This window comes from Methylobacterium sp. Leaf88 (assembly GCF_001422795.1).
In the GTDB taxonomy this organism is placed as follows: domain Bacteria; phylum Pseudomonadota; class Alphaproteobacteria; order Rhizobiales; family Beijerinckiaceae; genus Methylobacterium.
In genome coordinates, this window is the sequence record NZ_LMMK01000003.1 from 1 (window position 1) to 22,616 (window position 22,616).

At 71.3% G+C, this 22,616-nt stretch carries 23 protein-coding genes; 3 read left to right on the forward strand and 20 right to left on the reverse strand.

Annotation, left to right across the window (positions count from 1 at the left end):
- Nucleotides 1-220 precede the first annotated feature (220 nt).
- The 14 genes from ASF20_RS01325 to ASF20_RS01390 all read right to left on the reverse strand — a co-directional run bounded on the left by ASF20_RS01325 (nucleotide 221) and on the right by ASF20_RS01390 (nucleotide 12,749).
- The gene (locus ASF20_RS01325) at nucleotides 221-859 is read right to left on the reverse strand and encodes a response regulator transcription factor (protein WP_056270014.1); all 639 of its coding nucleotides are present in this window, start codon (nucleotides 857-859) and stop codon (nucleotides 221-223) included.
- Nucleotides 856-1,281, reverse strand: a complete 426-nt coding sequence (locus tag ASF20_RS01330; RefSeq protein ID WP_244476289.1) for a hypothetical protein — start codon at nucleotides 1,279-1,281, stop codon at nucleotides 856-858. Before ASF20_RS01330 ends, ASF20_RS01325 begins: the two co-directional genes overlap by 4 nt.
- Before the next feature lie 83 nt (nucleotides 1,282-1,364).
- Entirely contained in the window at nucleotides 1,365-2,339 is a 975-nt protein-coding gene (locus ASF20_RS01335; protein WP_056270022.1) for a YncE family protein, read from the reverse strand.
- On the reverse strand, nucleotides 2,336-2,869 hold the full coding sequence (locus ASF20_RS01340; protein ID WP_056217662.1) for an SRPBCC family protein: 534 nt from the start codon (nucleotides 2,867-2,869) through the stop codon (nucleotides 2,336-2,338). The genes ASF20_RS01335 and ASF20_RS01340 overlap by 4 nt, the downstream gene beginning before the upstream one ends.
- 3 nt (nucleotides 2,870-2,872) lie before the next feature.
- Nucleotides 2,873-3,862 carry a VWA domain-containing protein gene (locus tag ASF20_RS01345; RefSeq protein ID WP_056270024.1) on the reverse strand — a complete coding sequence of 330 codons (990 nt, stop codon included), beginning with the start codon at nucleotides 3,860-3,862 and terminating at the stop codon, nucleotides 2,873-2,875.
- A complete protein-coding gene (locus ASF20_RS01350) occupies nucleotides 3,859-4,503 on the reverse strand; it encodes an MxaK protein (protein ID WP_244476290.1) in 645 nt (214 codons plus the stop codon). Before ASF20_RS01350 ends, ASF20_RS01345 begins: the two co-directional genes overlap by 4 nt.
- On the reverse strand, nucleotides 4,500-5,555 hold the full coding sequence (locus ASF20_RS01355; protein ID WP_056270028.1) for a vWA domain-containing protein: 1,056 nt from the start codon (nucleotides 5,553-5,555) through the stop codon (nucleotides 4,500-4,502). The genes ASF20_RS01350 and ASF20_RS01355 overlap by 4 nt, the downstream gene beginning before the upstream one ends.
- On the reverse strand, nucleotides 5,552-6,478 hold the full coding sequence (locus ASF20_RS01360; protein ID WP_056217652.1) for a hypothetical protein: 927 nt from the start codon (nucleotides 6,476-6,478) through the stop codon (nucleotides 5,552-5,554). The genes ASF20_RS01355 and ASF20_RS01360 overlap by 4 nt, the downstream gene beginning before the upstream one ends.
- Before the next feature lie 8 nt (nucleotides 6,479-6,486).
- Entirely contained in the window at nucleotides 6,487-7,341 is an 855-nt protein-coding gene (locus ASF20_RS01365) for a DUF58 domain-containing protein (protein ID WP_056217650.1), read from the reverse strand.
- On the reverse strand, nucleotides 7,338-8,369 hold the full coding sequence (locus tag ASF20_RS01370) for a MoxR family ATPase (protein ID WP_056270259.1): 1,032 nt from the start codon (nucleotides 8,367-8,369) through the stop codon (nucleotides 7,338-7,340). Before ASF20_RS01370 ends, ASF20_RS01365 begins: the two co-directional genes overlap by 4 nt.
- Before the next feature lie 171 nt (nucleotides 8,370-8,540).
- Nucleotides 8,541-8,831 carry a methanol dehydrogenase [cytochrome c] subunit gene (locus tag ASF20_RS01375; protein WP_056270032.1) on the reverse strand — a complete coding sequence of 97 codons (291 nt, stop codon included), beginning with the start codon at nucleotides 8,829-8,831 and terminating at the stop codon, nucleotides 8,541-8,543.
- 95 nt (nucleotides 8,832-8,926) lie between these two features.
- A complete protein-coding gene (gene moxG / locus ASF20_RS01380) occupies nucleotides 8,927-9,520 on the reverse strand; it encodes a cytochrome c(L), periplasmic (RefSeq protein WP_056217638.1) in 594 nt (197 codons plus the stop codon).
- A 164-nt stretch (nucleotides 9,521-9,684) separates the two neighbouring features.
- On the reverse strand, nucleotides 9,685-10,551 hold the full coding sequence (moxJ, locus tag ASF20_RS01385) for a methanol oxidation system protein MoxJ (protein WP_056270035.1): 867 nt from the start codon (nucleotides 10,549-10,551) through the stop codon (nucleotides 9,685-9,687).
- A 314-nt stretch (nucleotides 10,552-10,865) separates the two neighbouring features.
- Nucleotides 10,866-12,749 (reverse strand): methanol/ethanol family PQQ-dependent dehydrogenase, encoded by a 1,884-nt coding sequence (locus tag ASF20_RS01390; protein ID WP_056215682.1) that lies wholly within the window; start codon nucleotides 12,747-12,749, stop codon nucleotides 10,866-10,868.
- 383 nt (nucleotides 12,750-13,132) lie between these two features.
- Between ASF20_RS01390 and ASF20_RS01395 the strand changes: the two genes are divergently transcribed.
- From ASF20_RS01395 to ASF20_RS01405, 3 genes are all read left to right on the forward strand, one after another.
- Nucleotides 13,133-13,432: a hypothetical protein gene (locus ASF20_RS01395; RefSeq protein ID WP_244476291.1), complete on the forward strand. Its 300-nt coding sequence runs from the start codon at nucleotides 13,133-13,135 to the stop codon at nucleotides 13,430-13,432.
- 145 nt (nucleotides 13,433-13,577) lie between these two features.
- Complete coding sequence (locus tag ASF20_RS01400; RefSeq protein WP_244476297.1) at nucleotides 13,578-14,351, forward strand: trypsin-like peptidase domain-containing protein; 774 nt, start codon at nucleotides 13,578-13,580, stop codon at nucleotides 14,349-14,351.
- Nucleotides 14,352-14,764: 413 nt separating this feature from the next.
- The gene (locus tag ASF20_RS01405; protein ID WP_056270041.1) at nucleotides 14,765-15,961 is read left to right on the forward strand and encodes an FAD-dependent monooxygenase; all 1,197 of its coding nucleotides are present in this window, start codon (nucleotides 14,765-14,767) and stop codon (nucleotides 15,959-15,961) included.
- A gap of 87 nt (nucleotides 15,962-16,048) precedes the next feature.
- Here ASF20_RS01405 and ASF20_RS01410 read toward each other — a convergent pair whose 3' ends face one another.
- The 6 genes from ASF20_RS01410 to ASF20_RS01435 are packed head-to-tail and all read right to left on the reverse strand — an operon-like array spanning nucleotide 16,049 to nucleotide 22,431.
- Entirely contained in the window at nucleotides 16,049-17,005 is a 957-nt protein-coding gene (locus tag ASF20_RS01410) for an acetamidase/formamidase family protein (protein ID WP_056270045.1), read from the reverse strand.
- Between the two features lie 22 nt (nucleotides 17,006-17,027).
- On the reverse strand, nucleotides 17,028-17,756 hold the full coding sequence (gene urtE / locus ASF20_RS01415) for an urea ABC transporter ATP-binding subunit UrtE (protein ID WP_056270048.1): 729 nt from the start codon (nucleotides 17,754-17,756) through the stop codon (nucleotides 17,028-17,030).
- The gene (locus ASF20_RS01420; protein ID WP_056270052.1) at nucleotides 17,753-18,463 is read right to left on the reverse strand and encodes an ATP-binding cassette domain-containing protein; all 711 of its coding nucleotides are present in this window, start codon (nucleotides 18,461-18,463) and stop codon (nucleotides 17,753-17,755) included. Before ASF20_RS01420 ends, urtE begins: the two co-directional genes overlap by 4 nt.
- Nucleotides 18,460-19,575 (reverse strand): urea ABC transporter permease subunit UrtC, encoded by a 1,116-nt coding sequence (gene urtC, locus ASF20_RS01425; protein WP_082501113.1) that lies wholly within the window; start codon nucleotides 19,573-19,575, stop codon nucleotides 18,460-18,462. Before urtC ends, ASF20_RS01420 begins: the two co-directional genes overlap by 4 nt.
- Nucleotides 19,572-21,212 carry an urea ABC transporter permease subunit UrtB gene (urtB, locus tag ASF20_RS01430; protein ID WP_056270055.1) on the reverse strand — a complete coding sequence of 547 codons (1,641 nt, stop codon included), beginning with the start codon at nucleotides 21,210-21,212 and terminating at the stop codon, nucleotides 19,572-19,574. Before urtB ends, urtC begins: the two co-directional genes overlap by 4 nt.
- On the reverse strand, nucleotides 21,205-22,431 hold the full coding sequence (locus tag ASF20_RS01435) for a transporter substrate-binding protein (RefSeq protein WP_056270059.1): 1,227 nt from the start codon (nucleotides 22,429-22,431) through the stop codon (nucleotides 21,205-21,207). The genes urtB and ASF20_RS01435 overlap by 8 nt, the downstream gene beginning before the upstream one ends.
- Nucleotides 22,432-22,616 lie beyond the last annotated feature (185 nt).

The following is a 22,616-nucleotide window of genomic DNA, read 5'->3' on the forward strand; positions in this document are numbered from 1 at the left end:
GAAGCGGCCTACCGCGCACTAACTTTACCCTTGGACCACCGCGTGGGGGCCGATCACGCACCAGGGCACCGGCGACGGACGCCTCGTTGCCCGTGTCCTCGGCCTCGGGGAGGCCGGCGCCCCGGAGGTCAGCGGATCGGGGCCGGGCCTGCGCGACTGCGAGCTCCGCGGGCCCGTCGACCGTTCGTCGGCCTGAACGACGATTGTTGTCCGATGAGACTCAAATATCGATCGACATCGAGAAATTGATCAGCTCGGCAAGACTATGGGTTCCCGATTTTCGTCGAATCGTCGAGATGACGTTTACAACGGTCTTGTACTTCATTGACAACTTTTCAGCGATGGCTTGATAGGAGTTTCCGTCCTTGATCAGCGAGAGGACCTGTCGTTCCCGCTCCGAGAAATTCACGGTCGACGACCGTTCGCTGGTCGCGTTGAGCATGGCCACACGCAGGGCGATGTCGTGATCGAGGTAGCTTTTTCCGCGGCGGACCTGGTCGAAAGCCGCGAGGAACGCCGTGGCCGGCGCATCCTTGAGTACATAGCCGGTCGCTCCGTTCGCCAGAGCACGCGCGATGATCGTCGGATCGTCGTGCATGCTGAAGGCGAGAATCCGGGTCTTGCGCTCCAGGGTCCGGATGCGCTGGATCAAGGAGAGCCCGCTCAAGCCCTGATCGCCGAACGTGAGATCGGCAATGACCATGCCCGGGCGTTGCCGGTAGAAGGCCCGATAGGCCTCCACGATGGTCGTCGCCTCGTGGATCGCCGTCATCCCAGCATCCTCCATGAGGGTCCGGAACCCCCTCAGGATCACCGGGTGGTCGTCCGCGATGAGGATGCTCGTCGCGCCGGATGTCATGGGGCGACATCCGGCGCGGCAGGCTGCGCGGCATAGCGTTCGGTGAGGCGGGCAAGGGCCTGCGCGCGGTCCAGCCCCTGCTGCCGGCTGTTGTAGTAATGCTGGCACAGCTCGCCGTAGAGCTGCTTGCGATGGGTCGGGGAGGCCGCGCCTTCGAGGCCCTCGAGGAGATCGGTGTAGCTCTCGGGCTCGCCGGCCTCGGCCAGCATCTGTCCGAGCTGTACCGTTCGATTGGCGATCATGCGCGGATCTTCGATGAAGATCTCTTTCGCCCGAGAGAGGCTCTGGCGCAGGTGATCGCTGCGCGCGGCGGCGCGCGCCACGGGCTGGCCGGGTTCGCGCCGCGCAAGCCAAACCGCCGGCTCCATCCCGTCCGTCGGCGAGAGCCATGTCGGGACCTCGGCATCGGACTTCGTGGCCACGACGGCCGTGTCCTGAGCGGGCTCGCCGCCATCGCAGGCCCCCAGAACCAGAAGGAGAGCGAGCGCCGGCGCGGTGCGGAACCTCATCGCTCGTCCTCGGGCACGACCGCGAGGCTGCGGGGGCCGTCGGGCACGGCGATACGGACCGTCTCGCGAAGGCTCCGGAGGTCGACGACGGAGACGGAATCCGAGAACCAGTTGGCGACGTAGGCCTGTTGCCCGGTGATCGCGACGCCCTCCGGATAGCGGCCAACCGGCACGGTCGCGCGCAGCGCGCCGTCGTCCGCATCGAGAACGACGAGATTGCCGCCGCGCTGGTCGGTGACGTAGATCCGGCCGCCATCCGGACTCACGGCGACCCCGTAGGGCATGCCACCCACCGTGAAGGTTGCGACGACCCGGCGCGCGACCGTGTCGATGACGCTCACGTCGCCGCTGCGCACGTTGGCAACGTAGAGACGGTCCCGGGCCGGGTTCAGCGCCAGGGCGAAGGGCCCCGTCCCCACCGCGATCGTTGCTATCCGCGTCATGGTCCGGGCGTCGACGACGCTGACCTGTCGGCTCTCCCGGTCGGCCACGTAGAGCGTTCCGTTCCGGTCGAGGACGAGGCCGGCCGGTTCGCGGCCGACGGCCACCGCCCCCTCGAGGGCGCCGGTCCTGGCGGACAGGCGCATCACCCGGTGGCCCGCCCAGTCCCCGACATAGAGGTGCGCACCGTCGGGAGAGGTCGCGATCCCGAACGGCTGACCGGGTACCGAATAGGTCTGCCGGATCGATCCGTCGGCGCTACCGACCACCGTGATGGTCCCCGTATCGGGATGGGTGAGATAGAGCCGCCCTTCGGGACCAGCCACGACCTGGGCGGGGCTGCGCCCGACCGGGAGGGACGCGCCGGCCGCCGTCGCATCGGCCGCCAGGCCGACCAGGGTCCCGGCCCCCTGGCTCGCCACGTACACGGTCCGCGCGGCGGCCGCACCGGGGCCGGGTCCGAGGGCCGGTCCGAGTCCGACGAGCAGCGCGGCCAGGACGAAGCGTCCGGTCACCGGGCCGCCCGTCATGGCGCGGCTTTCCCCTCGACCTTCGCCTTCAGGCCTTTGAGACCCTCCGCGAAGTAGCGATTCATGGCGGTGCGGCCGGCCTCGTCGCTGAGGTCGTCCGGCGGCTCGTTGCCGGTATCCCCCCGATAGAATCGACCGAACCACTCGACCCTCGCGCCATCGCCCTCGGGGGAGACCGTGAGGGTCGCCGAGTAGGACGAGACCGGAAGCGCCTTCAGGTCGGGGTCGGACAGGCGGTACGAATAGCTCCGCCCGGCGGCGTTCATCTCGTCGAGTCCCTCGTTCAGGGTACCCCCCGCCTTGAGCGTGACCTTCCGCTGCCCCCCGGACGCGTTGCCGCCGCTGCCCTCGCTTCTGGCGACATCCGGGTGCCAGGTCCCGATACCGGCGAACTCGCCGACCACCTTCCAGACGGCATCGGGCTTGGCCGCGATGACGATGCTCTGGTCGACCTTCTGCGGCGTCGGGCCGTGGGCGAGGGCCGCCCCGGAGAGGAGGATCAGGACGAGGGCGGGAACACCGAGACGCATCGATCAGGCCTTTTTCCAAGTCGGGATTCCGCGGGCGCGGAGCAGGGGTGCGAGGAAGGTCGCGAGCAGGAGCAGCAGCGCAGACGCGCCGAGTATGGGGCGTGGGTCGAAGCGGCCCGGGACCGGGCGTGGCGTCGCGGCGCCCTCGAGCGCCGCGCCGAGCCGGGCCGATCCTTCGAGAGGGGTGTAGGTGAGGCCGGTCTCGCCGGCGAGGGTGCGTAGGTAGGCTTCGCGCACCGAGGACAGGTGCTCGGTGCCACGGGCGGCGGCCGCGCCGAAGGGCGCGTTGCGCGGGTTATAGCCCTCGAAGTGCTCGGCATCGGCCGGGGGCGGTCCGAAGCGGTTCTCCTGCTGGACGTCGCCCGCGGCGTAGAAGCCGGTCTCGCGTCCCCGGTCGTCGTAGCGCGGAATCGGCGACAGGCCAGGTGCCCCGGCCCCCACGATGAGGCCCCGCACGGCACCGGGCCTGCCCTCGAAAGACGGTCCGCCACGGCTCGGCAGGGGCGGGGCCTCCTGCCCGTCGGTGATGAACACGAGGTCGGTGCCCAGTTCCTCCGCCATGGCGAGGCTGCGGAACAGCCCGGCGGAGATCCGGCTGTCGCCTTCCCAGGCCATGCGCCAGTCGAGGGCCGCCAGCGCCCCATCGATGGGCGCGAAGCCCGCGCAGGTCTCGATGGGGGTGAACAGGAGGAAGGGCCGTCGCTCCGTGAAGAGGCCCAAAGCGACCCGCGATCCGCAGGGCAGGCCGGCGACGAGGTCGCGCAAAGCCGCCTTCGCGGTGTCGAGACGGCTCGCCGGCATCCCGTCGGCGCCGACGTAGTCGCGGACGTTCATGCTGCCGGTGATGTCGACGATCGCCAGGATGGCGACGCCGTGGCGGGTGAGCGGGAACGGGCGCATCACGAGGGCCAGCGCCACCAGCCCGAGGGCCCCGGCGAGGAGGCGCAGGCGCCCGTCCGACAGGTTCCGCAGGATCAGGCCGCGGGGCGTCACGGCTCGCCCCGCGGCTGGCCGGGAATGTCGGTCCAGATCGTCTTCGGCTCCGCCGCGAGGGCATCGCCGGATTTGCGATCGAAGTCGGGAAAGTCGCGCAACAGGCGTGACGCCACGTCGAGGTTGAACTTGGCATCCCAGTAGTCCGGACGGCCCTGGAGCGCGCGCCGGTACTCCTGGCGCGCCAGGGTGATGCGGGGTCCGGCCGGGTCGAGGTCGCCGCGCTCCAGGTGGTCGAAGGCCTGTCGCAGATGGGCGTTGGCCAGGGCGAAGCGGGCGCGGGCGGCCCGGTCGCGCGCGCCCTGCGCTTCGAGTGCCGCGATCAGCGGCTCGATCGCCTCCACGGCGCCGCGCCGGGCGAGGTGCTGGACGCGGGCGAGCAGGAGGGACGGAGCGGCATCGACCGGAACCGCGACGTCCCGGCCCGCGGCGAGAGCCTGGATCGTGGCAGTGTCGCGGGCGATCCGCCAGGCGCCGGAGGCACAGCCCAGGGCGGCGCCGAGGAGCAGGATCGGCAACAGGATGAGGAGGCGCGGCCGGGCCCGCCGCCATCCCACGCGCAGGCCCGTGCCACGCGACCGGGCTCGGTCGGTGGCCGAACGGGGCGCCGTACGCCCGGGCCGGATCACGGTTGTCGTCATGCGGCGCGCCTCGCGGGGTCGGACGCGGTGGCCCGGGACCGGGCGGCCGAGAGGCCGCTCCGGGACAGATCCGCCTCTCCGAGCTTGGCCGCGACGAGGATCACGAGCCCGACAAGGCTGGCGGCATAGGCGAGCCCGGCGAGGTCCCGGCGCGGGCGCTGCTCGGTGTAGGGGATCGGATCGCGCTCCAGCCGCTCGATCTGGGCGATCGCCTCGGCCACCGCCTCCGCTCCCTCGGCCTCGAAGGCGCGGTAGGGTGTCCGCAAGCTCCGGAAGAACAGGTCGAGGTGGCGCTCGGGCGCCGCCTGCGGGGTGTCCTCACCCGCCGGCCGGTCGGCGATGGAGGGGGAGCCCTTCGTGCGCAGGAAGAGCCAGTACAGGTTCGGCCGCAGGCGGGTGAACGCGGCGCGCAGGGTGTCCTGCACGCGCGGATCGATCACGGCCGCTCCGTCCGAGACGAGGAGGAGCGCTCGGGACGTGGTGGGGCTCGCGGGCCCGAACTGGGCCAGACCCATGGCGAGGCCCCGCGCGATGTTGGTGTAGTCGAGGCCGGGCCGGTCGATCGCCGCGATGGCGGCCCGGACCGCCGCATGCCGGTCGGTCATGGGGACCACCAGCATGGGGGCCGTCGAGAAGGCCGTGACGGCGAACTGATCGTGCGCCCGACTCCCCACGAAGGCGGCGAGCAGCCGCCGGGAGGCGGCGGCCTTCGATTCCTCGAGGCCGGAGGGCTGCCGCCCGGCGAAGGTCTCGTTCATGCTGCCGGAGCGGTCGATCAGGATCGAGACCTGGGCGCCGATCCCGGTGCGCGTCAGGGTCTCGCCCCGACGGTAGGGGCCGGCCAGGGCCAGGATCAGGCCCGCGATGGCGACGATCCCGGCGGTGCGCAGGAGGGCGCCGATCGCCCGCGACGGGCCGTCGGCCGGGGCCGCCGCGATGGCGGCCACGGGAACCCTGCGCTGGGCCGAGGCCAGGAGCGGCAGCAGGGCGAGGGGCAGGAGCCAGAGCAGGGCCGGATGGTCGGCGGAGAGGCGGGCGAGTGCATCGATCATGCGGCGCGCTCCGCGTGGGCGAGGCGCCGCGCGAGGGCGGCGAGGGCGGGGAGGTCGAGCACGGCGAGGCCGTCCTCCGGGCCGGGCCCGAAGAAGGTCCGGCGGGACGCCTCGAAGAACCGGGCGAGGTCCGGCCCCTCGGTCGCGTAGGCCGGGTGGGTCTTCAGGAAATCACCGCGATCGTCGGCGAACAGCCGGCGGCCGGCCACCGTGTCGAGGGCGTCGTGGAGCGCCAGCAGCGCGTCGCGGTGGTGGAGCATCGGGTCCGGTCGGCGCGCCAGGGCGCGGATCCGACGGGCCGCGCGGCCGAAGGGACGGCCGCGCCGGGCCCGGAACGGCCACCAGCTCCGGTCCCGGGCGAGGCCCGCCAGCGCCAGGAGGGCGAGGCTGGCCGAGCCGGCGGCACCGAGGAGCAGGGGCCGCGGATCGCCGGGGCCGACCTGCCCGTCGGGGCGCATGTAGTCGCGGGGGTCGTCCCGGGCGGGCGGCTGGACTTCGCGCAGCGGCGAGACGTTGAACGACCAGGCCGGCACCTCGGCCTTCACGGTGGTGGCGCCGTGATCGCTCTCGCTCACGAAGGTGACGGTGAAGCCCGGAATCTCCAGGGCCCGGGCATCGAGGGCGGCGTAGAAGGTCTGGTAGGTGAGGGCGAGGCGCACGCGCCGGGCGTCGCCGTATACCGACGCGGTCGCGTCGAGGTCGCGCAGGTCGAGCCAGTAGGTGAGCGCCCCCGGCTGCGGCAGCGACGCGGCCTGGAGCCGGAAGCCCGGCTCGACCACGAGGTCGACCTCGGCCCGGACGAGGTCCCCGAGGAAGTACCCGAAGGGGCGCGGCGTGCGGATCTCGACGGAGCGGACCTGGGCCCCGGCCGGGCCCGACAGGAGGAGGCCGGCGAGGAGGGGGGCGAGGAAGCGGATGCGCATGAGCCGCCTCAGGCGCCGAGGAGGTGGCGGCTGACCGCGTCGGGATCGAAGCGGCCGGCGAGGCGGAAGGGCGGGCGGCCATGAGCCGTCGCGAGGCGCCGGAGGGTCTCGATCCGGGCGGCCTCGCGGGCGATCCAGCGCCGGCGCAGGGCGGGGCGCATGAAGACCAGCCGGCGCCCGGCGCCTTCGAGATCGTCGAGTTCGAGCAGCCCCCAGTCCGGCAGGCCCTCCGCCTCGGCGGCGTCGCCGAGGAGCACCGGGACGAGGTCGTGCCGGCTCAGGGCCGCGAAGACCTCGGCGATCTGCGCCTCCGGCCAGCGGAAGTCGGAGAGCAGGAACACGATCTTCGGGCGCCCGGCGAGGCGGCGGGCCGCCGCCGCCATGCCTCCGGCGCCCCGGCCGGAACAGGCGGCGGCCGCGAGGCGCCGCGCCACCTCGGCGGCCCGGGTGGGCGCGCGGCTGGGCGCCAGGAACACGTCGTCCCGCAGGTCCTCGTCGCAGCCGATGAGGCCGAAGGGATCGCCGATCCGGGTGGCCGAGGCGGCGAGGCCGGTGCAGAAGGCGCAGGCCAGGGCCATGCGGTCGGCCGCTCCGGCAAAGCGCATGGAGGCCGAGAGGTCGAGGAGCGCCCAGACCTCGATCGGGGTCCGCGCCTCGAAGCGGCGCACGACGGTGCCCTCGAAGGGGTCGCGCAGGGTGGCGCGGACGTCGATGCGCCGGGCATCGGGCATCCGCAGGAACGGCACCTGATCGCGGAACGTGCCGAGGCCGCCGGCCTCGCGGCCGCGATGGGCGCCGGGGCGGGTCCCGGGCAGGCGCCCGCGCGGGCGATAGACGATGTCGGGTTGCGCCGTCTCCGTCATGGCGCCGGCACGGTCTCGAACACGGCCCGGCAGAGGTCGGGCATGATGGCGGCCCGGCGCAGTTCGTAGATCGGCTCCAGGAAGACCCGGTGGGCCATGACCTCGGGGAAGACCGCCCGGACGTCCTCCGGCACCATCCAGTCGCGGCCCTCCAGCCAGGCGCGGACGCGGGCGGCGCGGACCAGGAAGGCGACGCCGCGGGGGGAGGCCCCGCCCTGGACCAGGGCCTCCATGTCGAGGCCGGGCAGGCGGATGCCGGCCTCCCCCGGCCGCACCAGCGCGGCCCAGAGCCCGATCACGTAAGCCTCGATGGCCGGGCTCGCCTGGATGCCGTGCTGGATCGCGGCGGCGATGCCCGGGAGGGCGGCGTGGTCGAGGACGCCGCCGTCGAGGCCGGCGATCAGCGCGTCGGTGTCGTGGAAGCGGGGATCGAAGACCAGGGCGCGCCGGCTCGCGGCGTCCTGGGGCGCCTCCAGCCCGATCTCCATGAGGAAGCGGTCGCGGGCGGCGGCGGGCAGCTCGAAGGTCTCCTCCCGCTCGACCCGGTTGCGGTCGGCGAAGACCTGCAGGTTGGGAAACCGATACTCGCGGTCGAAGGCCGTGAGCGTGCGCTCGGCCATCAGGCGCAGGAGCAGGGCGTGGACCTGGGGCCGGGCCCGGTTGATCTCGTTGAAGAAGAAGATCGACAGGTCCTCGGATTGCCGCAGCACCGGGCCCGGCTCGACCCGGGGGCGGCCGTCCTCGGCGAGGTAGGTGTGGTAGACGAGGTCGGTGGGCATCATGTCGACGGTGCCCTCGACGCGCGCGTAGGCGCCGCCGACCGCCCGCGCCACGGCGCGCAGCAGGGTCGTCTTGCCGACGCCGACATCGCCCTCCAGCAGCACGTGGCCGCGGGCGAAGAGCGCGATGGTGAGGAGCCGGATCGCCCGGGCCTGTCCGAGCACGGCCGCGCCCACCGTCGCCTCGAAGCGGGTGGCCGCCGCGCGCCAGTCGGTGAGCATCGCATCGCCGGAGCGGACCTGGTTCATCATGCTCAGCCTTGAGGAAACGGAGACCCGGGGGACCGGAAGGCCCGGCGCCACCGACGGCCGCGACCCGGGACGGAGCGTCCGGAGGTCGCCCCGCCGGGTCGCGGCGCCATCGGGGCGCGCCCGCCGCGCGGCGGGCGACCCCGATCCGCCAGGATCAGGACGACGGGATCAGTTCGACGACAGCTTGGTGACGTCGTACTCGAACTTGCCGGTCTTCTTGGCGGCCTCGATGCGCTTCTTGTTGCGCTCTTCCATCGCCCTGATCGACTCGGACTGCTTGTTGAGTTCCTTGGGGTCGTGCTTCGGGTCGTACTTCGTGCCGGCGATCTTCTCGGGGAAGCCGGGCTTCGGCTCCCAGCAATTGCCGGCCGCCTTGCACTTGGTGCCGTCATAGGCCATCGCCGGAGCCGCGAGCAGCGCGCCCGCACCGATCGCCAGGGCTGTGATGAAAGTCCGCATGGTCGTCTCCTCTGTTGATCGTTCTTGTCTGTGGATCGGCGTCGCGGCTCGCGCGCGGTGGTGCCTCACGGATGGCGCCGTGACTTCCTCGGGCGTCAGTCTTCCAGCGGCGGGCACTGGCCCTTGACGTCCTTGGGGAAGGTCTCGCCCTGCTTGTAGGGCGTGTAATTCTTCTTCTGCGCGTCGTTGAGCCAGACGGCGTCCTGGACCGGACCGGTATAGAGGTGCCGGATCCAGGCGATGACCTGGAGCATCTCGTCGGGGGTCAGGTTCTCGTTGTGCGGGCCCATCATGCCGTTGGCGCCGCCGAAGATCGTGGCGAACAGGCCGGTGTCCTCGGTGTTCGAGGGATAGGTCCAGTAGTTGTCGTTGAGGCCCGGCCCGAGCTTGCCCTCGGCCAGGTGGCCGTGACAGCCGGAACACGAGGTCGCGAAGAGGGACTCTCCGTTGCGCAGGCAGGACTTGTCGTCGATGTAGCTGTTCTTGCCCGTCTGGAAGAACTGCTTCACCGCCGGGGTGTCGCGGCCGCCCGCCTTGCCTTCGGCGACGTCGAGCTGCTCGCCCGTGACCGTGTTGCGGAAGACGAAGCCGGTCTGGGGGCCGGCGGCGGGCTGCGCCAGGGCGGCGACGCCACCGAGGACGGCGGCGAGGCTGAAACAGATGGCCAGGATGCCATGGGAATCACGCATGAATTCGACCTGATGACGCCGGACGGCTGACCGGCCGGGCGGGGCTGGACCGGGCGCCCATCGGGGCGCCGGCGAGGGGTTTGGGGCGGAGCCCGGCGCGCCCGCGTCGGGCTCCGCCTCGGAAGCGGGGATGTCGGACCGGGGCCGCGCGGGGCGGAACCGGATCAGTTGGTGACGGGGACCAGGGGCACGCCGTCCTGCTTCAGGATCGCCTCGATCTTCGGCTTCGCCTTGACGATGGCCGCATCGAGGGCGGCCTTCAGGGCGGTGTCGTCCCGGCGCACGCCCATGGACTGGTCGAAGCTCTGCGGCATCTTGCGGCCGTCGCTGCGGGTGGTGTCGTCGGGCACCAGGGTCATGCGCAGGGGCTGGGCCGAGTCCTTCACGTAGCGGGCGACGTCCGGGCCGAAAGCGACCGCCACGTCGGCCTTGCCGGTGGCGACCTCGCTGATCATCCGGGCCGGATCGATCTGCGTGTAGGTGTTGCGGGCGGCGCGGAAGTTCACCAGCGAGTAGAGGTAGGCCATGTCCTCCTCGTAGCGGCCGATATCCTTCAGCATGACCTCGCCGGGCGTGCCGAAGCCGACCACCATGTGGTCGACGGTCTTGAGCCGCGGGTCGGCCCAGGACTTCACGTCGAGGTCGCGGTCGGCGCGGGTCACGAACACGTAGCCGCTTCGGTAATAGGGCTTCGTGGTCAGCACGCGCTGGTCGTCGCTGTCGAGGCCCACGACCACGTCGCAGAGCTTCTTGTCGAGGCTGTCGCGCACCAGGTAGATCGCCGCCTTGTCCGACCAGACGAACTCGGCCTTGCGCCCCATGGCGTCGGCGATCGCCGCGGCGATGCGGTTCTCGAGGCCGCTGCCGTCCTTCAGCGAGAGCGGCGGCTGGTTCGCGGCGCAGACCCGCAGAGTCCTGTCGTCGGGGGCGGATTTCGTGTCGCCTTGCGCGAGCGCGGCCCCGCCGAGGGCGAGAAGAACCGCAGCGGACAGGCATCCTGCGGCGAAGGAGCATCCTGTGGCGAAGGACATGGGAGCGTTTCCGTTGTTCTCGTTGGTCGGAGTCTTGTGGGACCGGGACGCGGCTCCCCGGCCCGTTGCGGCAGGGCGATCACAGATGAGGCACACCGTCATTCCGGGTCGCCGTCGGCGAGCCCGGAATCCAGAGCCGCCGACAGGCAGATCGCGGATGCGATCACCCAACTCGCGCGGGGAGGCGTTGGCGGTGGGGGTGGCCGGAGGCCCCGCGACGGACGAAGGCCAGCGGAGCCACCCCCACCCCTGACCCCTCCCCACAGGGGGGAGGGGGACACGCGCACGCTGCGGGCGCGGCCTCGTCGTGCCGCCTACTTCGCGGCCGCCGTCTGGTACTCGCCGACGTTCGGGTCGTCGTAGGGGCCCTTGCCGCCCAGCGAGAACACCATCACGCCGCCGCCCATCTGGGTGTAGTTGGCGAGCTTCTTGAAGGCGCCCACCGCGCCGAGGCCGGCGGTCGGGTCCTGCAGGTCGAAGACCAGGCCGACGCCCGGCCAGCCGCCGACGCCGTAGTAGATCGCCACGTACTGCTCACCCTTGTGGGTGTAGGTGATCGGGTAGCCGATGGCGCCGGAGGGCATCTTGAACTTCCAGAGGAGGTCTCCGGTGTCCGAGTTGCGCGCCTTGATGTAGCCGTCGAGGGTTCCGTAGAACACCAGCCCGCCGGCGGTGGCCGTCGTGCCGCCCCAGACCGCGAAGCGCTCCATCTTCTCCCACTGGAACGCGCCCGTGATGGCGTTGTAGCTCTTGATCTGGCCGAGGCCCTCGTAGTTCTGCCGGTCTCCCTTCGGACCCGGATACATGTTCAGCGTCGCGCCGACGAAGAACTGACCCGCGCGGTAGGGCAGCATGAAGGGCTCCCAATCCATGCAGATGTGGTTGATGCCCATGAAGAACGCCTTGCGCTCCGGATCGTAGGAATCGTGGCCCTGGTTGTGGTAGCCCATCGCCGAGGGACAGATGTCCTTGCCGAGATGGTCCATCCGGGTGCCGTATTCCGGGTCGCGCACCGGCTGGCCGGTCTTCAGGTCCACCGACTTGAAGACGTTGACGGTGTCGTCGATCTTGTTGGCCGAGACCAGCGAACCGTCCGTGCGGTCCAGGGTGTAGACGATGCCGTTCCGGTCCGGATGGGTCAGGAGCTTGCGGTCCTTGCCGTCCTTGTCCTTCTGGTTGGAGAGCATCATCACGTTGACGCCCGCGTAGTCCCACTCGTCGTGCGGGGTCTTCTGGTAGCCGAACTTGGCCTCGCCCGTGTCGACGTCGCGGCCGAAGATCGTCATCGTCCACTTGTTGTCGCCCGGACGCATGGTCTCGTTCCACGGCGCCGGGTTGCCGGTGCCGAAGTAGATCAGGTTGGTGCCGGGATCGTAGGCGTACCAGCCCCAGTTCGTGCCGCCGCCGATCTTCCAGGCATCGCCCTCCCAGGTGGAGGTGCCGAGCCCCTTCTGGCCGTAATGGGCGTTGCGGATGTTGAAGTCGTCGGCCAGCAGCAGGTCCTTGTCCGGGCCGGTGGCGTAGGCGCGCCAGACCTGGGCGCCGGTCTTCACGTCGTAGGCGGTGAGGTAGCCGCGCACGCCGAGCTCGGCGCCGGAGGAGCCGATGATGACCTTGTCCTTGACCACGTAGGGCGCGATCGTCAGCGTCGAGCCGACCTTGATGTCGGAGTTCTCGACCTTCCAGACCGTCTCGCCGGTCTCGGCGTTGAGGGCCATGACGTTGCCGTCGAGGAGCGTCTTGAGGATGAGCGCCGGGGTCTTGCCGTCGCCGGGCCAGTAGGCGAGGCCGCGGTTCACGAGATCGCAGCAGGCCACCGCGCGGGCGGCCGGGTTCTGCTTGGGCTTGTCCTGCCAGAGGATCCTGCCCGGATCGTCGAGGCCCAGCGCGAAGGTGTTGTTGGGGAAGGAGGTGTGGACGTACATCTTCCCGTCCACCACCACCGGGGCGCCCTCGTGGCCGTTGAGCAGGCCGGTGGAGAACGTCCAGGACACCTTCAGGTCCTTCACGTTGCTGGTGTTGATCTGCTTGAGCGGGCTGTAATTGTCGGAGTCGTAGTTCTTGCCGGGCATCACCCAGTTGGCGTCGTCCTTCGCCATCTCGACGAGCTTGTCGTTCGCGGCGGCCATGCTCGGCAGACCCATCGGCGCCAGGGCGCCCAGCGCCATCACCGAGACCGAAGCCAGAAACCTGTTCATCCCAACGTCTCCTACCCTGATGGCCGCATCCGTCGACCGTCCGGTCCGGCACAGCCTTTGATTTCGCCGGATCAGGACAAGCTCCTGTATTGATCCCAGGAGCCCGTCGCATTCATAAGACTATCTTGAGATATAGAGCTTCTTATGAAAGTTTTATTACTGATCGGCTGGCTATTCATAAAAGCATTTGTCTTTCCCGCTGTCTGCGGCCAGTTGGCACTTTTTTATCGGGATCAATCGGCAATCATTCGGTTGAAATCCGGTATTGAGAAAGCTTTGATCCGGCAATCCGATGAATTTCGGCAAGACAATTGACACGGCCTCCCCAGTGGAATGATGGTGCCGCCCAGCGGTAGGCTTGGGCGCCCAGAGAGAGACTTGCGATGATGATCCGCCGTCTTAGTATATTATTATGTTGTGCTGTCGGCGCGGCGTCGACCGCCGAGGCCGCGCGCCTGACGCTCGACGATCCGGTGGCGATCTGGTCGCGCACCCCGACCGCCGACCGGGTCGATTTCGCGACCCGGATGGGCAAGGCGTTCTCGAGCCTCTCGCCCCAGCTCGACCGGGACTACTTCGTCCGCTGCCTCGAAGAGACGGCCAACATCGGCAATCCGCGCGAGACCAAGCTGGAGCAGGCGGTGAAGATCTGCGTCTCCGTCCACCAGACCGCCGACGAGTAGGCGCTTGGGCCAGGTACCCTTAGGTCAGGGGAGCGGCGGACCGGTGCGGTCGGGTCGGGCCAGACTCACGCGGACCCGGGTCCCAGGGGGCAGGGCGCTCTGGCGCCTCGCGCTCGCCGGTGCCGGGCTCGTGGGCGCCGGGCTCCTGCACCTCGGCGGGAGCGGTGCGGGTCGGGCGGAGGGTCCGCAGCGATGGGCGGCGCTCTATCCGCAGGACGACCGGCGCGAACTGGCGGGGGCGGACTACGCCCGCTATCCCGGCGCCGGCGTGCTCTACTGCCGGTCGGACGGCATTCCCCGGAAGGCGGCCGCCGCCTGGCTGATCGGCAGCCCGCGCCTCGTGGTCCTGAACGCCCACAACTTCCGCAGCCGGCACCTGGAGCCCACGCGCGACGTCGCCGACTGCTTCTTCCAGATCGGGGGCCGGAACTACGCCTTCGCCCCGGGGACCCTGCGCCTCGGCACCGTGCCGGGGGCGATGTCGCTCCACATCACGGACGACTGGGCCCTGGTCGAGCTGGCGGAGCCGGCCGAGGGCGTGCGCCCGCAGCCGGTGCCGGCCTTCCCCGACCTGCCGACCGGGTCCGTGCCGGTCCCGGTCGTCATGGTCTCCCCCGGCGGCCACGCGAACTATCCCGGCCAGAGCAGCCTCGAGCCCTGCACGATCCACCGGATCGACCCGCCGAGCGAGGACGCGATCCGGCGCGTCCGGCACGATTGCAACAACGGCTATGGCGGCTCCGGTTCGGGCCTGTTCGACGCCGAGGGCCGCCTCCTCGCCCTGCACAGCGCCTCCCTGTCCATGAACTCGCGCCGGGCCTTCGACATCGAGTACCATTACGGCTCGGCCCTGCTGTTCGAGGGCGGGCTCACGGATGCCATCCGGGCGCGCCTCGCCGCCGATCCGACGGTCCGCTGACCGGCGGGCGGAGCGGAGGGCGCGGCGGCCGTTGGGGTCGCGTTCCGCGCCGGCACCGATTTCTTCCCGCACCGCCATGCCCCCGGGTTTCCATGCCCCCGGGGTTCCATGCCCCCGGGGTTCCATACCGCGCTTCGCTCGACCGCCACCCGGTTCCCGGCCGCGTATCCCACCGCACCGGCCATTGAGGCACGCGACGCAAGGCCCGATACGGAACCGAGAGGCGCTCCGACCCAGACGACGCCCATCGCCGAACGACCGCGTTCGAGACGCCCCGGTTTGGCCACCCACGGCGGGGTTGGGACCCGCCGGTCCGCTCGATGACCGGATGGGCTGGACGTGCCCTGGTCCGCTGCCAGACGGCGACGCATATAGGCGGAGGTCGCGGCCGTTTTCCGCGCCCGGAAGGATTTATGACCCATCGTATCCTGGTCACCGGCGCCAGCGTTGCCGGTTCAGCCCTCGCCTGGTGGCTCGCGCGTCTGGGAAACGAGGTCACGGTGGTGGAGCGCGCGCCCGCGTTCCGGGACGGGGGTCAGAACATCGACGTGCGTGGCGTCGGCCGCGCGGTGTTGCGCCGGATGGGACTGGACGAGACCGCCCTCGAACAGGGCACGGGAGAAACGGGGACGGCTTGGGTCGACGGCGACGGCCGGATCGTCGCGACGTTCATGACCGACGACCTCGGCGGCGACGGGCCGACGGCCGAGATGGAGATCCTCCGCGGGGACCTGGCGCGTCTCCTGTTCGACGCGGCGCGGGACACCGTAAGCGTCCGTTTCGGCGACAGCATCACGGGCCTCCACGAGGACGGCGACGCCGCGACCGTGACGTTCGCCAGCGGCCTCACGGAGCGGTACGACGCCGTCGTGGTCGCGGAGGGCGTGGGCTCGGCGACGCGCGAACTCGTCTTCCCCGGGGAGAACGACCCGCGCTGGATGGATCTGACCATCGCCTACTTCACCGTTCCGCGGGTCGCCGACGATGATCGGCTGTGGCGCTGGTACAATGCGCCCGGGGGCCGGAGCGTGTCGCTGCGCCCCGACCGGAAAGGCACCACGCGGGCGATGCTGTCCCTCCAGCAGCCGCCCGCGGGCGAGCAGGCCTGGGATGTCGGCCGACAAAAGGCCTTTCTGCATGAGCGGTTCGCCGATGCCGGCTGGCAGGCCCGGCGCGTCCTGGCGGGCCTGGACACCACCGAGGACTTCTACTTCGATGTCCTGCGGCAAGTGCGAATGCCGCGTTGGTCGAAGGGCCGCATCGCCCTGACGGGGGACGCCGCTTGGTGCGCCACGCCGCTCGCCGGCATCGGCACCACCCTGGCCATTACCGGCGCCTTCGTCCTCGCCCAGGAGCTGTCGCGGACCTCCGATGTCCGGGCCGGCTTGGCCGCCTACGAGCGGGCCATGCGTCCGATGGTCGAGGCGGGCCAGGGCGTTCCGAAGATCGCGCCCCGGCTGGCGAACCCGCAGAGCCGGCTCGGGATCCGGCTGCTCCATGGCGCCCTGCGCGTGGCCAGCACGCGCTGGGTTCGTCGGGCTTCGGGAACGCTGTTCGCGCGTCCCCCGAAGGCGCCCGATCTCTCGGCGTACGACCGTCCGGTGCGTTGAGGCCCCAACCGGACGGTCCCATTCCAGCCCGCGCCTCCGGTGTCTGGCGGCCGAGGCAGGGCCGCCTTCGGGACGCGCGCTTCGACGTCAGAGCGCGCGCTTCGGCTTCAGAGCGCGCTTCGGCATCAGCATGTGCACGCCCTTGTTGCCGTCCACCGTCTGGGTGATGCGCAGGTTCCCGGCCAGCGAGCAGAGCATGTAGGCCTGGTTGCGGGTCAGGTCCGTGCGGTCGCAGACGTGGCGCACCATCTCGCGCACGGCCTGGCGCATCGCCTCGTCCAGGCTCTCGTGCAGGCCGATCGACATCAGGTCCGTGGGCGTCTCGGCGAAGGGCCACGCGTAGCCGAGATCCTTGCGCACGGTGAGGCGGACCGTGCCGGTGAGGCCGGTCTCCAGGGCCGTGATGCAGACCTCGCCGTCGCCCTGCACGCCGTGTCCGTCGCCCGCGTAGAAGCCGGCGCCCGGGTTATAGACAGGCAGGTACAGGGTGGTGCCGACCCGGAGCTCCTTGTTGTCCATGTTCCCGCCGAACCCGCGCGGGACCGGGGTTCCGACCCGCCCCCAGGCGGCGGGCGGGGCCGTGCCCAAGATGCCGAAGAACGGATCGAGGGGGAGTTCCGTGCCCCAGGGCAGCACGGCGACGCCGCGGGCGAGGTCGATGTCGGGGTGGATGGTCTCGTAGTCCGTGAACTCGTCCGGCAGGGTGCCGAGGAGCGGCAGGATCGCCACGAAGCCCCAGTCCATGCGGACCTTCAGGTCCAGGATGTCGACCTGGAGCACGTCGCCGGGCTCGGCACCGCGCACGTGGACGGGTCCGGTGACGAAGTGGGGGCCGGGCCCCTGCGCCAGGGTGTCGAGGGCGAGCCGGTAATCCGCGGGCACGCGGGCGGGATCGGGATGGAGCGATTCCCGTCCGCCGGCCGGGAACGAGTGCAGCGTCACGGTATCGCCGGAGGCCACCTCCAGCACGGGGGGCAGGGTGGCGTCGAAGTAGCCCAGCACCATGCTCTCGGGGGTCGCGGGAATCTCGTGATGCATCGACATGCGGGCTCCTGGGTCGGGGGGGTCAGACGGCGATGTGCCGGGAAACGGCGTCGTGGTTCAGGTCCTGGCGCAGGCCCTGCTCCACCACGGCGCCGCGGGAGAGAACCACGAAGGCGTCGGCGAGGCGGATCGCGAAGGCGAGGTACTGCTCCACCAGGACGACGGTGATGCGGCCCTGGAGCCCCGCGATCACGGCCTCGATGGCGGCGACGATCGAGGGCTGGATGCCCTCGGTCGGTTCGTCGAGGAGCAGGATGCGCGGCCGCGTCGCCAGGGCCCGGGCCATGGCGAGCTGCTGCTGCTGGCCGCCGGAGAGGTTGCCGCCCGGGCGGTGCCAGAGCTCGCGCAGGGCCGGGAACAGCGCGACGGCCTCGTCGACGGCGCCGCTCCGATCCAGGCCGTGCGCCCGGGCGGCGACCCGGAGGTTCTCCGCGACGCTGAGGTCGGCGAAGATCTCCCGGCCCTGCGGCACGAGGGCGAGGCCGGAGCGCGCCCGCCGGTCGGGGGACCACCGCGTGAGGTCCACGCCATCGAGGGCGACCGTCCCCCGCGTCGCCGGGATCAGGCCGGCGAGGCAGCGCAGCAGGGTGGTCTTGCCGGCCCCGTTGCGGCCGAGCACGGCAAGGCAGGTGCCGGGCGCGACATGGAATCCGACGGTCCGGAGCACCTGGGCGCTGCCGTAATGCTGGTCGAGCCCCGACACCGTCAGGCCGGCCGGAGGAGCGGGGGATGGGTTGAGGGCTGGCGTCATCGGCCGAGGAACACCTCGATTACGCGGGCATCGGCGCGGGCCCCCGCCATGGCGCCCTCGAACAGGGTCCGGCCCTCGTGCAGCACCGTGACCCGGTCGGCCACCGCCTCGACGAAGGCCATGTCGTGCTCGATCACCAGGATGGCCCGGTCGGGCCGGCGCAGGGCGCCGATGAGGTCGGCGGTGCGCGCGGTCTCGTCGTCGGACAGCCCCGCCACCGGCTCGTCGAGGAGGAGGACCCGGGGTTCGGAGGCCAGCACCATGCCGATCTCGAGCCATTGCTTCTCGCCGTGGGCGAGGGCGCCGGCCGGCACGGCGGCGCGCGCTTCGAGGCCGGTCTCCGCCAGGGCCCGCGCCAGACGGACCGGCCGCTCCCGCGCCGGACAATCGGGGCCACAGCCGAGGGCGAGGTTCTCGCGCACCGTCAGGGCCGGGAAGACGCTGGGCTTCTGGAACTTGCGGCGCACCCCCGCCCGGGCGATCTCGGCCTCCGACGCTCGGGTCAGGTCGCGCCCGTCGCCGAGGCGGATGCGCCCGGAACGCGGGCGGGTGATCCCCGTGATCACATCGAGCAGCGTGGTCTTGCCGGCCCCGTTGGGGCCGATCACCGCGCGGACCTCGCCCGGATCGACCGCGAGGGAGAGGCCGTCCAGGGCCCGGAAGGCGCCGAACACGACCGTGAGGCTGTCGATGACGAGGGCGCTCACGGCCGCGATCCCGCGCGCCGGAGCCAGGTCGGCGTCAGCCGGAGCGCGGCGAGGTCGAGGAGGCCGTTGGGCAACCCGAGGACCACCACGAGGACGAGGCCGGAGAGGATGAAGGGCCAAGCCTCCGGCATCGCCGCGCTGAGCCAGAACTTGAGGGCGTTGACCGCCACCGCGCCGATCACGGCGCCCCCGAGCCGGCCCAGCCCGCCGATGGCGACCCAGACCGCGATCTCGATGGAGAGGTCGGGGCTGAGCACCCGTGGATTGATGATGCCGACCTGGGGCACGTAGAGGAGGCCGGCCAGCGCCGCGATGACGGCCGAGAGGCACCAGATCCCGAGCTTGAGGCGCGTGGTGCCGTAGCCGAGGGTGCGCAGCCGCGCCTCGTCGTCCCGGCAGGCCAGCATGCGGCGCCCCAGCGGGCTCGCCACCAGGACCCGCGCCCCGACGAGCACGGCCGCGAGGCACAGGAGCGTCGCGACGGCGAGACCGGTGACGACCCCGGGCGCGCCCATGGGCCAGCCGAACAGCCGCGAGAACCCCGTCATGCCGTTGTTGCCGCCCAGACCGGTATCATTGCGAAACATCAGCAGCATGGCGACGTAGACCAGGGCCTGGCTGATGATCGAGAAGTAGACGCCGTTCACCCGCGAGCGGAACGAGGCGAGACCGAACACGAAGGCGACGGCCGCCGCCAGTCCCAGCGCCAGGGCGAGGGCGTAGGGCGCGCTGGTCAGCCCGGTCCAGTAGGCCGGCAGGCTCTTCCAACCCATGAATTGCATCAGGTCCGGGGGTGTGCCCGTGACCGCGTAGGCATGGGCCAGGAGGTGCATCGCGCAGACGTAGCCGCCGATGGCGAAGAACAGTCCGTGCCCGAGGCTGAGGATGCCGAGATAGCCCCAGACGAGGTCGAGGGAGACGGCGAGGATCGCGAAGGCCGCCAGTTGCCCGACCAGGTTGACGAGGTAGGGGGCGGGCTGGAGCAGCACGAGGGCGAGGGCCGCCGCCAGGACGAGGCCGACGAGGCCCGCGAGCAGCGGGTCGCCCCCGAGGCTCGGGCCGAGCCGTCGGGCCGCCGGCACGCCGGGCGACAGGTCGAGGGCGCCGCTCATCGCCGACGCCGCACGGCGAACAGGCCCTCGGGGCGGCGCTGCAGGAACAGGATGATGCCGGCGAGCACGATGACCTTGGCGGCCACGGCCCCGTAGAGGGGCTCGATGAGGACGTTGGCGCCCCCGATGCCCAGCGCCGCGACCAGGGTGCCCACCACGGTGCCGACGCCGCCGAGCACCACCACCATGAAGCTGTCGACGATGAAGGTGGCGCCCATCCCGGGATTCACGCTGTAGATCGGGCAGAGGGCCACGCCGGCGAGGCCGGCGAGCCCCGAGCCGAAGCCGAAGGCGAGCCGGTCGACCCGCCGGGTGCGGATGCCGAGGCAGGCGGCCATGTCGCGGTTCTGCGTCACCGCGCGGATGTCGAGCCCGAGCGGCGTCCGCTTCAGGATGACGAGGGTCAGCACCAGGGTGACGGCCGCGAAGGCGATGGCGAACAGGCGGTTCCAGGTGACCACGAAGTCGGCATAGAGGGGCACGCCGCCGCTGACGTAGGGCGGCATCGCGAATTGCAGGTTCTGCGATCCCACCGCGACCCGGACCCCGTTGATGAGGAGCAGACTCACCGCCCAGGTGGCGAGCAGGCTCATCAGCGGGCGCCGGTAGAGGTGGCGCAGGATCAGGGCCTCGATGGCGATGCCGACCCCCGCCGCGGCCAGGAACGCGATGGGAATCGCGGCGAGGAGGTAGGCGTCGAGCCAGGCGGGCGGCGCGAGCCGCCGGAAGGCTTCCTGCACGCCGTAGGTCGCGTAGGCGCCGATCATGATGAACTCGCCCTGGGCGAGGTTGATGACGCCCATCAGCCCGAAGATGATCGCCAGGCCCGCCGCCGCCATGAACAGGATGCTGGCGAAGCTCAGGCCGTTGTAGAGCACCGCCAGACCGTCCCCGATCGACACCGCCCGCGCGACGCGGGCCAGGGCGGCGTCGAGGGTGCCGCGAAAGGCGGGATCGCTGCCGTAGGCGGGATCGGCCTTGAGGGCGGACAGGCGGGAGAGGGCGGCGCCCGAGGGCGATTCCGAGACGGCCCGGATCGCCCCGAGGCGGCGCGCCGGATCGGCGGAGGACAGGGCGGCGGATTGCGCGAGCGCCGCGAGGCTTACCTTGAGGCCGGGATCCGTCTCGGCGGAGGCCGCGCGCAGGAGGAGGGCTTCCGGCACGCTGGTGATCCGGCGCTCCAGGGTGGCGAGGCCGGCCCGGCGTGCCGCGACGCCCGACCCGGTCAGCAGCGACGCCGCTCCGGAGGCGGTCTCCGCGAGGGCGCGCTGGCGCAGGCCGAGCACCGGCGCGCGGCCGCCCGCGACCGGGCGCACCGTCCCGGTGGCCGCGTCGCGGCCGTCGGCGGCACCGGCCCGGTCGAGGAGCAGGGCGGACCCGCCCAGGCAGGTCAGACGCCGGTCGAGGAGGGCGCGCAGGACCGTGCCGGCCCAGGCGACGTCGCCGGACTCCGCCTCCGCCGAGGCGTGCAGGACCCCCTCCACCGCCGTGCCCTGTGCCGCGCCGTCGCCGCAGAGGGCGGTGGTGAAGGCGCCCCGATCGAGGGGCGCTCCGGCCGCGAGGGCCGGCGACGCCACCAGGCTCGCGGTCCACAGCAGGAGGGCGACCAGGCCGAACCGTCCCGGACCCTCAACCATACGGGCTGAACGGCACGGGCTTGGGGGCATCGGCCGATTGCCAGAGGATGTCGAAGCCCTGCTTCTCGTTGACCGAGCCGATGAAGACGCCCCGGGCGACGTAGTTGTTCTCGCTGCCCATGGTTAGGGTGTAGCCGGACGGGTCGGCGAAGCGGATGCCGGGGAACGCCTTGCGCACCTCCGGGACGTCGAAGCTGCCGGCCTTGGCGGCGGCGAGCGCCCAGAGCTGGACGCTGTCATAGGCCGAGACCATGGGGTCGATGACCGTGTCGGCGCTGAAGGGCACGCCCTTGGCCTTCACGTAGGCCGCCCACTCGGACAGGAACGTCGTGTTCGCCTCGGCCTTGGCGGCCTGGAGATAGGCCCAGCAGTTGAGGTGGCCGACGAGGGGCGCTGTGTCGAGGCCCTCGAGGTCCGCCTCCACCATGTCGAGGCCGAGGATCGGCACGTCGGTGGCGCGGATGCCCTGATTGGCGAATTCGCGCAGGAAGTCGGGAATCGAGGAGCCGACCACGGTGAGGACCACGATGGGCTGGCCGCCGGGCTGGGCGGCGAAGCTGCGGATCTGGTTCACCAGGGTCTGGAAGTTGGAGAAGCCCAGGGGCACGTATTCCTCGCGCCACGCGGTCTCGGGCACGCCCTTGGAGGTCCAGTAGGCCTTGAGCTGCTTGTTGATGGTCCGCGGCCAGACGTAGTCCGAGCCGACCATGAAGAACCGCTTGGCCCCGACGCCCTCCGCACCCATGAGGTAATCGACCGCCGGCAGCACCGAGCTCGCCGGGGGCGAGTTCACGTAGACGACGTTCTTCGAGTTCTCGTCGCCCTCGAAGTGGAGCGGATAGAACAGAAGCCCGTCATTCTGCTCGACCACCGGCAGCACGGACTTGCGGGAGACCGAGGTCCAGCAGCCGAACAGGGCGGCGACCTTCTCCTGCTGCAGCATCTGTCGGCCGATCTGCGCGTAGAGCGGCCAGTCGGAGGCGGGGTCCGAGGTCACCACCTCGATGCGACGCCCGTTGACGCCGCCCTTCGCGTTGAGGCCGTCGGCGGCCATCCGCACCACGTGGTTCAGGCGGCCCTCGATGTTCGCCATGGTGCCCGAGGACGAGAACAGGCACCCGAGCTTGACCGTGTCGGCGGCCCAGGCCGGGCGGATGAGGGCCGGGGCGGACAGGGTCGCCGCCGTTCCCAGGAAGCCGCGTCTCGTGAATCCGACCATCGCTCTCGCCTCGTTCCGTGACCGGCGGATTGTCCGAGTTGAGCGCCCGGGGAGGAAGGCCAAATAGGCTGCAGAGCGGCTGCGGCTTGCGTAAAACCACGGCGTTCCGCCCACGACGCGTGCGCCGCTGCAGATCAAACGTCAAAATTCGCACGCCGCACCGCGCGGCACGTCTGTCCGCGCCC

Coding starts and splice junctions, on each gene's coding strand:
- ASF20_RS01375 (WP_056270032.1), bottom strand. CDS start 8,831: ATGCGGACTTTCATCACAGCCCTGGCGATCGGTGCGGGCGCGCTGCTC.
- urtC (WP_082501113.1), bottom strand. CDS start 19,575: ATGAGCGGCGCCCTCGACCTGTCGCCCGGCGTGCCGGCGGCCCGACGG.
- ASF20_RS01335 (WP_056270022.1), bottom strand. CDS start 2,339: ATGACGGGCGGCCCGGTGACCGGACGCTTCGTCCTGGCCGCGCTGCTC.
- ASF20_RS01405 (WP_056270041.1), top strand. CDS start 14,765: ATGACCCATCGTATCCTGGTCACCGGCGCCAGCGTTGCCGGTTCAGCC.
- ASF20_RS01360 (WP_056217652.1), bottom strand. CDS start 6,478: ATGCGCATCCGCTTCCTCGCCCCCCTCCTCGCCGGCCTCCTCCTGTCG.
- urtB (WP_056270055.1), bottom strand. CDS start 21,212: ATGGTTGAGGGTCCGGGACGGTTCGGCCTGGTCGCCCTCCTGCTGTGG.
- moxG (WP_056217638.1), bottom strand. CDS start 9,520: ATGCGTGATTCCCATGGCATCCTGGCCATCTGTTTCAGCCTCGCCGCC.
- moxJ (WP_056270035.1), bottom strand. CDS start 10,551: ATGTCCTTCGCCACAGGATGCTCCTTCGCCGCAGGATGCCTGTCCGCT.
- ASF20_RS01365 (WP_056217650.1), bottom strand. CDS start 7,341: ATGACGGAGACGGCGCAACCCGACATCGTCTATCGCCCGCGCGGGCGC.
- ASF20_RS01340 (WP_056217662.1), bottom strand. CDS start 2,869: ATGCGTCTCGGTGTTCCCGCCCTCGTCCTGATCCTCCTCTCCGGGGCG.
- urtE (WP_056270048.1), bottom strand. CDS start 17,756: ATGACGCCAGCCCTCAACCCATCCCCCGCTCCTCCGGCCGGCCTGACG.
- ASF20_RS01395 (WP_244476291.1), top strand. CDS start 13,133: ATGATGATCCGCCGTCTTAGTATATTATTATGTTGTGCTGTCGGCGCG.
- ASF20_RS01325 (WP_056270014.1), bottom strand. CDS start 859: ATGACATCCGGCGCGACGAGCATCCTCATCGCGGACGACCACCCGGTG.
- ASF20_RS01390 (WP_056215682.1), bottom strand. CDS start 12,749: ATGAACAGGTTTCTGGCTTCGGTCTCGGTGATGGCGCTGGGCGCCCTG.
- ASF20_RS01410 (WP_056270045.1), bottom strand. CDS start 17,005: ATGTCGATGCATCACGAGATTCCCGCGACCCCCGAGAGCATGGTGCTG.
- ASF20_RS01435 (WP_056270059.1), bottom strand. CDS start 22,431: ATGGTCGGATTCACGAGACGCGGCTTCCTGGGAACGGCGGCGACCCTG.
- ASF20_RS01350 (WP_244476290.1), bottom strand. CDS start 4,503: ATGACGACAACCGTGATCCGGCCCGGGCGTACGGCGCCCCGTTCGGCC.
- ASF20_RS01355 (WP_056270028.1), bottom strand. CDS start 5,555: ATGATCGATGCACTCGCCCGCCTCTCCGCCGACCATCCGGCCCTGCTC.
- ASF20_RS01370 (WP_056270259.1), bottom strand. CDS start 8,369: ATGAACCAGGTCCGCTCCGGCGATGCGATGCTCACCGACTGGCGCGCG.